We start from the raw sequence: 13,273 nt of genomic DNA on the forward strand, positions 1-13,273 counted from the left end.
CCGGCTTCGAGTCCGGCGAGGTCGTTGCCGTCCTTGGCGGGTGTCGTGTCAGTGCTGGCCATGGCGGCGGATCTCCCCACGCAGTTCTTCGGTGATCTCGACGGACAGTTCGGCGACCGCGGTGTCCTCGATACGACGCGGATGCGGCAGGTCGACCGTCCACTGCCGGGCGATACGGCCCGGGCGCGAGGACAGCAGGACGACCCGCTGGGCGAGCCGCACCGCCTCGCGCACGTTGTGCGTGACGAACAGCACCGACACGCCCGTCTCCTGCCAGATGCGGGTCAGCTCGTCGTGCAGCACGTCACGGGTGATCGCGTCCAGCGCGGCGAACGGCTCGTCCATCAGCAGCAGTCGGCTGTCCTGGGCGAGCGCCCGTGCCAGGGCGACGCGCTGGCGCATACCGCCCGACAGCTCGTGCACCCGCTTGCCGTACGCCCCCTGCAGCCGGACGAGGTCCAGCAGCCGTTCCGCCTCATGGCGCCGCTCGGACTTGGGAACCCCCTTGAGTTTCAGGGCGAGTTCGATGTTCTTGCCCGCGGTCAGCCACGGGAACAGCGCGTGCTCCTGGAACATCAGGGCCGGCCGGCCGTCCGTGCCGAGCGAGCCGGTGGACGGCTGGTCCAGCCCCGCGACCAGGTTGAGCAAGGTGGACTTGCCGCAGCCGGAGGCCCCCAGGAGGGTGACGAACTCGCCGGGCGCGACATCGAGCGTGATGTCGTCCAGCACGAGCTGCTGTCCGCCGGGTGCACCCGGCGCCGGGAAGGACTTCGAGACGTGCTCGATCCGGGCGGCGTACGGCACCGCGTCGGCGTCCTCGGCGACCTTGGCGGTCGTGGCCGTCGTCGTGGCCATGGTCGTCATCTCCTGGGGGACTCGTGGGATGCGGTGATCGCTACTTGACGCCGAGACCGGCGTCGTCGACCTCGTCCTTGCCCTCGGCCTTGAGGACCTCGTTGAGCGGCGCGAGGTCGTAGATGCCCTTCAGGTCGGGCTTCTCCAGCAGACCGGCCTTGACCGCGTGCTCCGCCTCGGTGTCGAGGGTCGCCGCCAGCGGGTCGTCCAGGAAGGTGATCGACTTCCAGGCCGGGTCGATGACGTCGGCGGGCAGGGCCTTGCCCGACAGCCCCTTCAGCGCCTCGTTGGCCGCGGCCTTGGCCTTGTCCGGGTTGGCGTTGATCCACTCGTTGGTCTTCACCGAACCGCGCAGCACGGCCTCGACGACGTCCGGGTGCTTCTTCAGGAAGTCCTGCCGGACGATGATGTTGGTGATCACGAACTTCTTGTCGGGCCACAGGTCGGCCTCGTCGAGCAGCACCTTGGCGCCCTGGGCGACCAGCTTGGAGGCGGTCGGCTCGGGTACCCAGGCGCCGTCGATGGAGCCGGACTTGTAGGCGTCCGGGGTGATCGAGTTGTCGGTGCGGACCACGGAGACGTCGCCCTTGCCGCTCTCCGCGTCGACCTTCCAGCCCTGCTCGGAGATCCAGTTGAGCAGGGCCACGTCCTGGGTGTTGCCGAGCTGCGGCGTGGCGATCTTCTTGCCCTTGACGTCCTTCAGGGACTTGACCTTCTCCGGGTTGACGACGAGCTTGACGCCACCCGAGGCCGAGCCGGAGATGATCCGCAGGTTCTTGCCGGCCGCCTTCGTGTAGCCGTTGATGGCGGGGGAGGGGCCGATCCAGCCGATGTCGAGGGAGCCGGAGTTCAGCGCCTCGATCTCCGAAGGGCCGGCGTTGAACGTCGAGGCCTTGATCCTGGTGCCGCCGAGTTCCTTCTGGAGGAGGCCCTCCTGGACGCCGACCAGAGCGGTGGCGTGCGTCAGGTTCGGGAAGTAGCCGATGTTCACCTCGTCGGCGGAGAGCTGCTTGGCGTCCGCCGCGACCTCGGCCTGCTTGCCGTCGTCGGTGGACTCGGCGCCGTAGCCGCAGGCGGTCAGCAGCAGGGGGAGCGCCGCGATGACGGCGAAGGTGCGCAGGGTGGTGAGCGGTCTTGCGGCAGACACAGTGGTGTCCTTTCAGCGGAAGGGAGTTCAGGGAGGTACGGCGGAGTGCGACAGGGCCTGTCGACGCGCACCGGCACACCACTCGCCCGCCGTCCCGGCGGGGCGGCAGGAGACGCGGTGGTGTGGGGGGTTGGGGTGCGTGCGGGTGCGCGGCGCGGAGAGTCTCAGACGGGCCGACAGATGGCGCTGGACGTACGGCCGAAGTCGATGTGGCGGCGCGAGGTCAGGAGGGCCGGGAACAGGTCCGTGCGGTTGCGCATGCTCATGGCGACCCCACCCCACAGATTCCTAGTTTTCCTACCTGGTTGATGGGGATCGTGGCAGAAGGTTGCGTCCACCCCAAGGGGCTGTTCACATGGTGGACTCGGTCATCTCTCTTTCTGAGATAGACGCCTCGGAGGCGAGAGTGCGCAGCACCGCGCGGGCCACCGCGTCGTTCTGGCGGAAGGCGGGCGCGTTGGTCCCGGGGCGGGCGAAGGCGGCGACGGCGCGGCTGTTGGTGGGGGCGCCGAGGGCGATGCGCCGGGGGTGGGGACCGCCGAGGGATGGGTCGATGACGTGGGCGTTCGTGGTGGAGACCGTGAGCAGGCCGGAGCGGTGGGTGTGGGTGGGGTCGGCGACGACCTCCTCGGTGAGGGCGCCGGCCAGGTGCAGGTCCCGCAGGAGCGGATCCTCGGTGCGGTCGAGAGAGGGGCCCGGCAGATACGCCTCGATGAGGGCGGTCGCGTGGACGGTGTGCCCGGGGACGGTGGCGCTGGTCGCGGTGAAGGTACCGGTGTTCTCGTCGGTGCCGATCCGGACGCCGGCGCCCACGAAGTGGACGATCCCGGCCCGCGAGAGGGCCACCAGTTGGCGCAAGCGGAAGCCGGGCGGGCCGGAGGCCAGGAAGCTGAAGAAGCCGTGCCACCACCCGTCGAGTTGCCCGGCAACGGACCGTGCGGTCAGCCGCCCCGCGGCCACCAGCCGTGGCAACTGGCCGTAGACGGAGAGCAGCGCGAGGAACGCTCCGAGGTCGGCGCTGAACTCCGGGTCCTCGCGACGGGCGACGTCCTGGGCGATGTGCGCGCGCAGGTGATCCTGGAAGGCGTCCGGTGTGGGGAAGGCGAGGCCGTCCAGCGGACGGTCCAGCGCCTCGAAGTCCAGACGGTCCGCCGGGTCGGGTACGGCCGTGGCGACGAGGGTCGCCATGTCGTCGTCGTACCAGCCCAGACGGTCGTACGCGGCGACGAAGTCCGGCCAGGGGAGGGCGGTGCGCCCGGGGTGTGCGTGGAAGAGCTCGTGGTAGTGGCCGAAGCCGATCTCCTTGGCCATCAGCGGCCACACATCGCGCCGCAGGTCCAGCGGGCGCCCCTCGGCGAGCAGCGCGTCGAGCGCCTCGGGGCCGAAGTGGCGCGGCAGCCCGGGCCGAGGGCCCTGGAGCCGGTAGCGGGTCTTGGAGTGGTACGGCACCCCGCGCCGCGATCCGACGTGGAGAACGGGCTCGCGGCCGGACGGGAGGTAGGTGAGGGTGCCGTCGGCCTCGGTGCGGTAGCCGCCGCCCCGGCCCTCGGTGAGCAGCGTCATCAGGTCGATGAAGGCGAGCCCGAACCCGCGCAGGACGACGTGTTCGCCGGGCCGCAGTGCGGACAGGTCGGCGTCGGCGGAGAACTCCGGCGGGAGGTGGAAGCGGCCGTGGCGGCGGGCGAAGGAGGCGTGGTCGCGGTGCTCGGCGGTGGGTGTGGAGCCCAGGTGTCCCTGCGCCAGGACCACCAGGTCGGCGGTGAGCGGGGTGGCCCGGCCGGCCAGGTGTACCTGCTGCGGTCCGTGCGGGGGGCCGGTGACGGCGGTCGCGGTGGTGCGGTGCCACTCGACGGTCACCGAGGGCGGCAGCTCGGCCAGTGCCCTGCGGAACACCCAGTCGAGATAGGCGCTCTGGGCGCGGCGCGTGGGGAAGTCGCTCCCTTGGAGCGTGCGCAGTTCGGCGAGCACCTCCGGGTCGGCGGGCTCGGTATGCGGGGCGTGGCGCGGCCCCCGTCCGGAGAACTGCTCGGCCCACTCGGCGAGCGAGGGACCGGGCCGTACCGGGCCCTCGATGGTGGACGACTCGTCGGTGAACATGGTGACGTCCTCGGCCATCGAGTTCATCCGCAGCAGTGCGGACTGCTCGTGCCGCCAGACGCGTCCCGGGCCGGGAGGATGCGGATCCACCAGGTGGATTCGCAACTCCCGTGTCTCGTCCCACAGTTCGGGTGCGTTGGCGGCGATGCGCTCCAGCAGACCCGTGGCGCGCGGCCCCGCGCCGACGACGACCAGTACGGCCGTGGAGGGTGCGCCGCTCACCGGTCACCGCCGATCGCCGGGCGGGCGTCGGCGGCCGTCGCCGCGCTCAGCCGGTGGCGTACGGCGGTCAGGTGGCCGCGCAGCCGCCGCAGCGGAGTCGGCGGCAGGGTGCGGGAGTCGCCGCGCGCATAGTGCCGCTCGACGTAGAACTGGCCCACGCTCAGCACGGTGGTGACCGCTATGTACCACAGGGTGGCGACCATCAGCAGCGGGATGACCTGGTAGGTCTGGTTGTAGATCAGCTGCACCGAGTACAGCAGGTCGTGCACGGCCAGCACGCTGACGATGCTGGTGCCCTTGAGGGTGCCGATCAGCATGTTCCCGGCGGTCGGCACGATGGAGCGCATCGCCTGGGGCACGACGATCCGGCGCAGGGTGCGGCGTCTGCTCAGCCCGAGTGCCTGGGCCGCCTCGGTCTGCCCGGAATCCACGGACAGGATGCCGCCACGCACCACCTCGGCGGCATAGGCGGTCTCGTGCAGGGTCAGCCCGATGACGGCGGTGAGGGTGGGGCCGAGCAGGTTGACCGTCTTGACGGTGACGAACTGCGGGCCGAACGGGACACCGAGGCCCAGCGTCGGGTACAGGGCGCCGATGTTGAACCAGAACAGCAGCTGCACCAGCAGCGGCGTCGACCGGAAGATCCACACATAGCCCCAACTCAGCGTGCGCAGTACGGGGTTGGCGGAGAGCCGCATCACTGCGAGCACGGTGCCGAGCAGGAAGCCGAGCACCATCACCACGGCGGTCAGCCACAGGGAGAGCAGCAGCCCGTCGAGCACGGCGGTGGTGGTGAAGTACCGGCCCACCACGTCCCACTGGAAAGCGTCGTTGCGGACAACGGAGTTGAGCACCATCGCGAAGAGCAGCAGCGCGACGGCGGCCGTCAGCCACCGGCCGGCGTGCCGGCGCGGCACGATCCGCGGCGGGTCCTCGTCCGGAGCGACGGGTGGCTGGGAGGACTTCGTGACAGGAAGGGGCGTGACATCGGACGGCGTGACCATGAGGAGGCTCTCCGGGGGAGGATGGGCAGGCGCGGGGTGTCGTCACGCTTGCCGCGTCCCTCAACACGGCCGGAGAGGCTGCCGCGCATCGCGGAGCCGATCCACTCTCGATCGTATGTGCTCACGGCATCGATGTGTCAACAAGGCGGCCTTCGGGCGGTGGTCACGGCGGTCCGGCATGCGGGCCCTGCTTGACGGAGAGCACGATGTACTGCTCAAGTAATCGCATGACTGCCCAGCAGCGCTTGGTCTCGCGCGATCACATCGACTTCGGTCGGGTGTGGTCCGCCGCGTGTTGCGCCTGACTCGGCAGCGGGCCGACTGACCGGCCCTTCCCTCCCTCGGTGACCCCGTCGCGGGCCGAGTCCCCTCTTCGCGCGCGCTGCCGCAGCACTGTCTCCACCGACGCCAGGCGTCGTCACGCCCGTACTCAACCGTCGTTCTGAAGGTCTCGAATCTCGACCCTCGTCCTGACGGACCATCACCCGCGCCTGCACGCAGGGCTGTTCAGTGACGCCCGCATGCCGCGATCCCGAAAGGCCAACATCCATGCCCGTGGAGTTCCTCGGCATCGCCGCCACCAACGACGGCTCCGAAACCACACCGCGCTCCGGCGCCGCGTTCGACAAGGAGTACACACTCCGGCTCGCCCGGGCGCACGAGGAGCACGGCTGGGACCGTGTGCTGTTCGCCTACGGTTCCGGATCGCCGGATCCCGCACCGGCCGCCGCGTACATCGCGAGCAGGCTGGACCGCCTCCAGATCCTGCTCGCCCACCGGCCCAACGTCTCGTACCCCACCTTCGCCGCCAAGACCTTCGCCACCCTCGACCAGATCAGCGAGGGCCGCCTGACCGTGCACTTCATCACCGGCGGCAACGACCACGAGCAGGGCCGCGAGGGCGACACCCTCACCAAGGACGAGCGCTACGCTCGCACCCGCGAGTACATCCGGATCGTCAAGAAGATCTGGACCACCCACGAGCCCTTCGACCACGAGGGCGAGCACTACCGCTTCCACGACTTCGTCAGCGACGTCTTCCCCGTCCAACAGCCCCGCCCCGGCGTCTCGTTCGGGGGCTCGTCGCCCGCCGCGTACGCGGCCGGAGGCGCCGAGGCCGACATCTACTGCCTGTGGGGCGAGCCCCTCGCGAGGACCGCCGAGCAGATCGAGAACGTGAAGGCCGCCGCGCAGGCCGCCGGCCGCACCGACGTCCCCCGCATCCAGGTCGCCTTCCGCCCGATCATCGCCCCGACCGAGGAACTGGCCTGGGAGAAGGCCCACCGCACGGTCGGCGCGATCAAGGCACGCAAGGAGAAGGGCGAGGCGATCACCAAGCGCCACAACGGTCACACGCAGCCCCAGAACACCGGCTCCCAGCGGCTGATCGCCATCGCCGAGGCGGGCGAGCGCTACGACCGCGCCCTGTGGACCCCGACCGCCGCCGCGACCGGGGGCGCGGGCAACTCCAACGCCCTGGTCGGTACGCCGGAGACGGTCGCCCGGGCACTGCTCGACTACTACGACCTCGGAGTCGACATCCTCTCCGCGCGCGGCTACGACCTGCTGGACGACGCCATCGACTTCGGCCGCTACGTGATCCCGATCGTCCGCGAGGAAGTCGCCAAGCGCGACGCCGAGCGGGCGGCGCGCGGAACGCAGACCCTTACGGCGGTGAACGCGTGACCTCCGCACCGGAGTTGACGATCATTCAGGTTCCGGTGTCCGACCCGCGCGTGAGACCCCTGCTGCGCGAACTCGGCCACGAGTACTCGCGCCGGTACGGCAAGGACGCGCACGCCGAGATCTCGCGCTACCCCGACGAGGAGTTCACCGAACCGTACGGAGGCCTGCTCCTCCTGCTGCTGGAACGCGGCGAGCCCGTGGCCGGCGGCGCCTTCCGCCGGTACGACGCCGACACCGCCGAGCTGAAGCGGATCTGGACCCACTCCGCCCACCGCCGACGCGGCCTCGCCCGGCGTGTCATCGCCGAGCTGGAGCGGGCGGCGGACGCACGCGGCTACCGGCGGATCCACCTGACCACCGGACCGCGCCAGCCCGAGGCCCGCGGCCTGTACCTGGCCGCCGGCTACACACCGCTGTTCGACACCGAGGCCGACCCGGAGACCATCGGCCCCCTGCCCTTCGAGAAGCACCTCGCGGCGCGGGAACGCACGGGAAAGGCTCCCGACCAGTGAACTTCCGTACGCTCAGGCGCCGCCCGCGCGCCACCGTCGCCCTGGCCCTGCTGCCCCTGCTGGCCCTGACCGCCTGCGGCTCCGGCTCCGGGGACCCCGACGGCACCGCGGCAGTGGGCGCCCAGGCATCCCCCGCGCCGACCGACGACCCGGTCGCCGCCGTACGCAAGGTGGACTCCGCCGCCGCGCTGCTCCCCGCCGACGTACGCAAGGCGGGCACCCTGCGCGTCGGCAGCTCGATCGGGTTCCCGCCCGGGGCGTACTACCCGAACGGCACCGACAAGGCGCCCGCCGGCCAGGACATCGACCTCGCCGACGCCGTGGCCAAGGTGCTCGGCGTGAAGCTGGAGCGTCAGGACGCCTCCTTCGAGACGATCCTGCCCGCCCTCGGCAGCGGCAAGTACGACTTCGGTACCGGCAACTTCGGGGTCACCAGCGAGCGCCTGAAGACCATCGACTTCGTCACCTACATCAACGACGGCCAGGGCTTCGCGGTGAGGAAGGGCAACACCGAGCTCGCGTCGAAGGTCACCGACCTCACCCGGCTGTGCGGGCTGACCATCGGCACCGGCGCCGGCACCACGTTCGAGGCGACGCTCACCGCGCAGAAGGGCGTGTGCGCCGAGGCCGGCAAGAAGCCGTACGAGGTGAAGGTCTACTCCGAGAACGCGGCGACCCTCACCGCGCTCCAGCAGGGCCGCATCGACGTGATCATGTCGACCATCAACGGCCTGCGCTACCAGGCGGCACAGCCCACTTCGGGGACCACCTTCCTCGGCGAGTACCACCGCCTCGACGTCGGCTTCGCCTTCAGGAAGGGCTCCCCGCTCACCAAGGCCTTCCAGGCCGCCGTCAACGAGCTGATCAAGGACGGCACTTACGCCCGGATCCTCGCCAAGTGGGGCACCTCCGCCTCCGCGATCGAGACGTCGCGGATCAACCCGCCCGAGCACAGGTGACCCATGAGCAGCGACACCATCGCCCGACCGACCGCGAAACCGGTCGAAGACCCGGCCGAACTCAGGGTCGTACCCGCCCGCCACTATGCCCGCTGGGCCGCCGGAATCGCCGTGATCGTGCTGGTCGCCCAGTTCACGCACGGCCTGGCCACGAACCCCGTCTGGGAGTGGAACGTCTTCCGGGACTACGTCTTCTCGGAGACGATCGTCCAGGCGGTGTGGGTCACCCTCCAGCTCACCGCCTACGCCACCGTCCTCGGCTTCCTCCTCGGCACCGTGCTCGCCTTCATGCGGCTGTCGCGCAGCCCGGTGCTCTCGACCGTCGCCTGGACCTACATCTGGATCTTCCGGTCGATCCCGATGATCGTCCAGCTGGTGTTCTGGTTCAACCTGAGCGCGCTGTACGAGGAGTTGGGCGTCGGCATCCCCTTCGGCCCGGTGTTCTGGGCCGTGGACAGCAACACGCTCATCGGCACCATCGGCGCCGCCATCATCGGACTGACCCTGCACCAGGCGGCATACGCCGCCGAGATCGTCCGCGGCGGAGTCCTCTCCGTCGACCACGGACAGCTGGAGGCGGCCGCCGCGCTGGGCATCCCCCGGCTGCGGCAGATCCGCCGGATCGTGCTGCCCCAGGCCATGCGCGCCATCCTGCCCACGGCCGGAAACGAGATCATCGGCCTGCTCAAGGGCACCTCGGTGGTCTACGTGATGTCGATCGGCGAGCTCTTCTACCAGGTACAGGTCATCTACGGCCGCAACGGCCGGGTGATCCCGCTGCTGCTGGTCGCCACCGTCTGGTACGTCGTCCTCACCTCCCTGCTGTCCCTCGCCCAGTACTACGTGGAGCGCCACTACGCCCGCGGCACCGACCGCACCCCGCCGCCCACCCCGCTCCAGCGCGTCCGGCGCTTCATGACGAAGGAGACCCCATGAGTGCCGTCATGGTCGACGTCCACAGCGTCCACAAGAGCTTCGGCCCGCTGGAGGTGCTGCGCGGTGTCGACCTGAAGGTCCGCTCCGGCGAGGTCACCGTGATCCTCGGCCCGTCCGGCTCCGGCAAGTCCACGCTGCTGCGGACCATCAACCATCTGGAGAAGGTGAACCGCGGCTGGATTAGCATCGACGGCGAACTCATCGGCTACCGCCGCTCGGGCGACAAGCTGCACGAGCTGAAGGAGAAGGAGGTTCTGAAGCAGCGGACCGGCATCGGGTTCGTCTTCCAGAACTTCAACCTCTTCCCGCATCTGACCGTGCTGGAGAACCTGATCGAGGCCCCGGTCTCCGCGCTGCGCCGCCCACGCAAGGAGGCGGAGGAGACGGCCCGCCGACTCCTCGACCGCGTCGGCCTCGCCGACAAGTCCGGCGCCTACCCGCGGCAGCTCTCCGGCGGCCAGCAGCAGCGCGTGGCCATCGCCCGCGCGCTCGCCCTCGAACCGAAGGTGCTGCTCTTCGACGAGCCCACCTCGGCTCTCGACCCGGAGCTGGTCGGTGAAGTCCTCGACGTCATCAAGGACTTGGCCGGCACCGGCACCACCATGATCGTCGTGACCCACGAGATCGGCTTCGCCCGCGAGGTCGCCGACACGGTGGTGTTCATGGACGGCGGAGTCGTCGTGGAACAGGGGCCGCCGTCGGCCGTCCTGGACAACCCGCAACAGGAACGCACCCGCGCCTTCCTCTCCAAGGTCCTCTGACCGACCCTCACCCCTTTCCACAAGCAAGGAGCACGACCATGTCCACCTCGATCACCCGCCGCACCGCCGCCGCCGCGCTGGGCCTGACCACCGCCCTCCTCCTCGCCGCGTGCGGCAACCCCGACGACGGCGGCACGACCGAGGTCGCGGCCGCGTCGGGCAGCAAGACGAAGATCAACCTGACCGCCGACCAGGACCGCATCACCACCGACAAGGTCGACTCCATAGCGGCCGAGGTGCCCGAGGAGATCCGTAAGAGAGGCACCCTGGAGATCGTGGACTCGTCGGGCTCCGCGGCACCGCTCACCTTCTACGCCACCGACAACAAGACGGTCATCGGCGTCGAGCCCGACATCGCCTCTCTGGTCGCCGATGTGCTCGGCCTCAAGCCGCACGTCAACACGGTGTCCTGGGAGAACATCTTCGTCGGCCTCGACAGCGCCAAGTACGACGTCGGCTTCAGCAACATCACCGTCACCGAGGAGCGCAAGGAGAAGTACGACTTCGCCACCTACCGTGAGGACAACCTGGCCTTCGAGGCGAAGAAGGGCAGCGGCCTGAAGGTCGGCGGGCCCCAGGACGTGGCGGGCAGGACCGTCGCCGTCAGCAGCGGCACCAACCAGGAGAAGCTGCTGATCGACTGGAGCAAGGAGAACGAGAAGGCCGGCCGCGAACCGGTGGACATCAAGTACTACCAGAACGACAGCGACACCTACCTCGCTCTCCAGTCCGGCCGCATCGACCTCTACCTCGGCCCCAACCCCACCGCCGCCTACCACGCTGCCACCACCGGGAAGACCGAGGTCGTCGGCACCTACTCCGGCGCCGGCGCCACCCTCCAGGGCCTCATCGCGGCGACCACCAAGAAGGACAGCGGCCTGGTCAAGCCGCTCGCCGACGCCCTGAACCACGTGATCGAGAACGGTACGTACGCGAAGGTGCTCAAGCGCTGGGGCCTGTCCGACGAAGCAGTGACCAGGTCGGAGACCAACCCGCCCGGCCTGCCCAAGACCAACAAGTAGCTCTGGCACCCGGCCACCGGCGTCGGCGGATTCCACCTCCTCCCGACCCGGCCTCCGCCGATGCCCGTCGCGATCCACGGCCTCGTACCGGCGTTGCCGTCAATCGCACATCCGAGAAGGAGTACGCGTGAACCCGTTCAGAAACCGTCATCCCGTCCGTCCCGTCCTGGTGGCGCTGGGCTCGGCCGTCCTGCTGGCCGCCTCCGTCACCGTTCCGTCCGCCGCGGCTGCCGTGGTGGAGGGGCACCCGCGTTCGTCCGTGGCGCTCGACTGGTACGACACGACAGCGGCCACCATCGCGGCGGACGGCGCCCCGACGCAGATCACGAACAGCCGGACCTGGGCCGTCAGTTGGCTCGCGGCGGCCCGAGCCACCCGCGTGGTGCCGTCCGGCGTCGACCGGGGCGACTTCCAGGACGCGGCTCTGGCGTCCGCCGTGCACGACGCTCTGGTGGCGCTGGTCCCCACCCGAACTCAGGAACTGGACGCAGCCCTGCGCGCGACGCTGGACGGCGTTCCCGACGGAGCGGCCGAGTCGAAGGGCGTGGCGGCCGGTGCCCGCCAGGCGCGGCTGGTGCTCGCCGCCCGCGAGGGTGACGGCCTCGACCCGGCCTCCGTCAACGCGCCGTTCACCGTCCCACCGGCGGCTCCTGGAGTGTGGCAGCCGACCCCGCCCGCCCACGCCCCGGCCGCGCAGTACGGCAACCGGCTCGCCCGGCCCTTCCTGCTGGACAGCCCCGACCAGTACCGGCTGCCCGCACCGCCCGCCCTGGACTCCGCGCGATACCGCGCCGATCTGGCCGAAGTCCGTGCATACGGGGCGGTGGACAGCGCCGTACGCACGGAGAGGCAGACAGAGACCGCCAACTTCTGGCTGGGTTCCTCACTGACGCTGTACACCGAGCCACTGCGGGTGGCCCTCGCCCGGTCACCGCATTCCAGCGCCGGACGGGCCAGGCTGGTGGCCCTCTTCCACGTCGCCTTGGTGGACACGCAGATCGCCACCTCCGACACCAAGTACGCCTATCTGCGGTGGCGCCCGGTCACGGCCATCCGTACCGGTTCGATCGACCCCGACCCCGCATGGACGCCGCTGCACACCACGCCGGCCCATCCGGACTACCCGAGCGGCCACAACACGTACTCGGGCGCCGCGGAAGCGGTCCTCTCGGCGCTCGTCGGGCCGCGGACGGCGCCCTTCCAGCTGACCAGCCCCACCGCTCCCGGAGTGACCCGCACGTACACGGCCTGGAGCCGACTGTCCCAGGAGAACGTGGACGCCCGCGTGTACTCCGGCATCCACACCCGCTCGGCCGACGAGGCCGGTCTCGTCCTCGGCGAGCGGGTCGCGACGCACGCCCTGCGCAACGCCGCGCGCCTGTTCGGCACGCTGTGAGCGGCACCGGCACCAGGTGCGGCCGCCAACGGAGTCTCCCTCGCCGTCACCGGGCTCGGCTCAGTAGCGGTCGGCTGTATCCTCGCGCTGCCGGCCGGTCCCCGGAGGGCGTCGAAGCGCACGCCGTGCCGGGCGAGGGCGCCGACGTCGAGGTGTGGATCCTGGGCAGCAGCGGCGGCCGGAGCGGCGGCGAGGTCGCGGGCGCGCGGCGGCTGCGGTTCGCCGCGAACCACCGCGTCAGCCCCGCCACGTGCTGGAGGCCGTGAACGGCTACCGGGCCTTCTTTCAGCCCTCCGACTTCGCCTGGTGAAGCTCCAACAGGCCACCGACGCTACTGCTCGCGCAGGAGTGGAGCCGGAGGTGAGAGGGAGGCCCGGCAGTGGGCCACGGCGGGCCTGCTCGCCGGGGTGCGCCCCTTTCCCAGTACGGGGGTCAGGGTGCCGCGGCGGCCTTGACGGCGTGGGAGACCTGCGCGCGCAGCTCGGCGAACTCACGGAAGCTGCGCAGCTCCTCGGCGTCGACGTCGCCGCCGAGTGCGTCACGAACACCGCCGTCCGGCCGGTCCGCTCGGTCACCCGACGGACGTCCTCTTGCAGCCGCTCCCGGGCCAGCGCGTCCAGCACCGCGAACGGCTCGTCGAGAATGATGCTGAACGGAATGGACAGGCACCCTGCGA

Annotated in this window: 11 protein-coding genes and 2 pseudogenes; 8 read left to right on the top strand and 5 right to left on the bottom strand. The window is 70.5% G+C overall.

All coding sequences use genetic code 11. The features are described from left to right. Positions 1–48: 48 nt before the first annotated feature. The 4 genes from IF78_RS0138285 to IF78_RS0138305 all read right to left on the bottom strand — a co-directional run bounded on the left by IF78_RS0138285 (position 49) and on the right by IF78_RS0138305 (position 5,325). A complete protein-coding gene (locus tag IF78_RS0138285; RefSeq protein WP_051828528.1) occupies positions 49–864 on the bottom strand; it encodes an ABC transporter ATP-binding protein in 816 nt (271 codons plus the stop codon). A 31-nt stretch (positions 865–895) separates the two neighbouring features. Beyond that, positions 896–2,002 (bottom strand): aliphatic sulfonate ABC transporter substrate-binding protein, encoded by a 1,107-nt coding sequence (locus IF78_RS0138290; RefSeq protein WP_031487153.1) that lies wholly within the window; start codon positions 2,000–2,002, stop codon positions 896–898. Positions 2,003–2,353: 351 nt separating this feature from the next. After that, a complete protein-coding gene (locus tag IF78_RS0138300) occupies positions 2,354–4,321 on the bottom strand; it encodes an FAD/NAD(P)-binding protein (protein ID WP_031487154.1) in 1,968 nt (655 codons plus the stop codon). Further along, positions 4,318–5,325 carry an amino acid ABC transporter permease gene (locus IF78_RS0138305; protein ID WP_031487155.1) on the bottom strand — a complete coding sequence of 336 codons (1,008 nt, stop codon included), beginning with the start codon at positions 5,323–5,325 and terminating at the stop codon, positions 4,318–4,320. The genes IF78_RS0138300 and IF78_RS0138305 overlap by 4 nt, the downstream gene beginning before the upstream one ends. A gap of 549 nt (positions 5,326–5,874) precedes the next feature. Here IF78_RS0138305 and IF78_RS0138310 point away from each other — a divergent pair. The 8 genes and pseudogenes from IF78_RS0138310 to IF78_RS46980 all read left to right on the top strand — a co-directional run. Then, entirely contained in the window at positions 5,875–7,011 is a 1,137-nt protein-coding gene (locus IF78_RS0138310; RefSeq protein ID WP_031487156.1) for an LLM class flavin-dependent oxidoreductase, read from the top strand. Next, positions 7,008–7,523: a GNAT family N-acetyltransferase gene (locus IF78_RS0138315; protein WP_031487157.1), complete on the top strand. Its 516-nt coding sequence runs from the start codon at positions 7,008–7,010 to the stop codon at positions 7,521–7,523. The genes IF78_RS0138310 and IF78_RS0138315 overlap by 4 nt, the downstream gene beginning before the upstream one ends. Next, positions 7,520–8,482, top strand: a complete 963-nt coding sequence (locus IF78_RS0138320; RefSeq protein WP_031487158.1) for an ABC transporter substrate-binding protein — start codon at positions 7,520–7,522, stop codon at positions 8,480–8,482. Before IF78_RS0138315 ends, IF78_RS0138320 begins: the two co-directional genes overlap by 4 nt. Before the next feature lie 3 nt (positions 8,483–8,485). Beyond that, positions 8,486–9,418 carry an amino acid ABC transporter permease gene (locus tag IF78_RS0138325; RefSeq protein ID WP_031487159.1) on the top strand — a complete coding sequence of 311 codons (933 nt, stop codon included), beginning with the start codon at positions 8,486–8,488 and terminating at the stop codon, positions 9,416–9,418. After that, a complete protein-coding gene (locus tag IF78_RS0138330; protein ID WP_031487160.1) occupies positions 9,415–10,179 on the top strand; it encodes an amino acid ABC transporter ATP-binding protein in 765 nt (254 codons plus the stop codon). The genes IF78_RS0138325 and IF78_RS0138330 overlap by 4 nt, the downstream gene beginning before the upstream one ends. A 38-nt stretch (positions 10,180–10,217) precedes the next feature. Next, positions 10,218–11,201: an ABC transporter substrate-binding protein gene (locus IF78_RS0138335; RefSeq protein WP_031487161.1), complete on the top strand. Its 984-nt coding sequence runs from the start codon at positions 10,218–10,220 to the stop codon at positions 11,199–11,201. A 127-nt stretch (positions 11,202–11,328) separates the two neighbouring features. Continuing rightward, positions 11,329–12,597, top strand: coding sequence for a vanadium-dependent haloperoxidase (locus tag IF78_RS0138340; protein WP_031487162.1), 1,269 nt, complete (start codon positions 11,329–11,331; stop codon positions 12,595–12,597). A gap of 95 nt (positions 12,598–12,692) precedes the next feature. Further along, positions 12,693–12,895: pseudogene (locus IF78_RS46980) on the top strand (LLM class flavin-dependent oxidoreductase); the annotation flags it as partial. A 134-nt stretch (positions 12,896–13,029) separates the two neighbouring features. Here IF78_RS46980 and IF78_RS50020 read toward each other — a convergent pair. Further along, positions 13,030–13,244: pseudogene (locus IF78_RS50020) on the bottom strand (ABC transporter ATP-binding protein); the annotation flags it as partial. Between the last annotated feature and the right edge of the window lie 29 nt (positions 13,245–13,273).

The sequence above is a fragment of the Streptomyces bicolor genome, from assembly GCF_000719285.1.
Taxonomy (GTDB): Bacteria; Actinomycetota; Actinomycetes; order Streptomycetales; family Streptomycetaceae; genus Streptomyces; species Streptomyces bicolor.

What these genes read in the sequence shown, in the direction of transcription:
- IF78_RS0138285 (WP_051828528.1), bottom strand. Translation starts at nt 864, where the DNA reads ATGACGACCATGGCCACGACGACGGCCACGACCGCCAAGGTCGCCGAG.
- IF78_RS0138305 (WP_031487155.1), bottom strand. Translation starts at nt 5,325, where the DNA reads ATGGTCACGCCGTCCGATGTCACGCCCCTTCCTGTCACGAAGTCCTCC.
- IF78_RS0138310 (WP_031487156.1), top strand. Translation starts at nt 5,875, where the DNA reads ATGCCCGTGGAGTTCCTCGGCATCGCCGCCACCAACGACGGCTCCGAA.
- IF78_RS0138325 (WP_031487159.1), top strand. Translation starts at nt 8,486, where the DNA reads ATGAGCAGCGACACCATCGCCCGACCGACCGCGAAACCGGTCGAAGAC.
- IF78_RS0138330 (WP_031487160.1), top strand. Translation starts at nt 9,415, where the DNA reads ATGAGTGCCGTCATGGTCGACGTCCACAGCGTCCACAAGAGCTTCGGC.
- IF78_RS0138335 (WP_031487161.1), top strand. Translation starts at nt 10,218, where the DNA reads ATGTCCACCTCGATCACCCGCCGCACCGCCGCCGCCGCGCTGGGCCTG.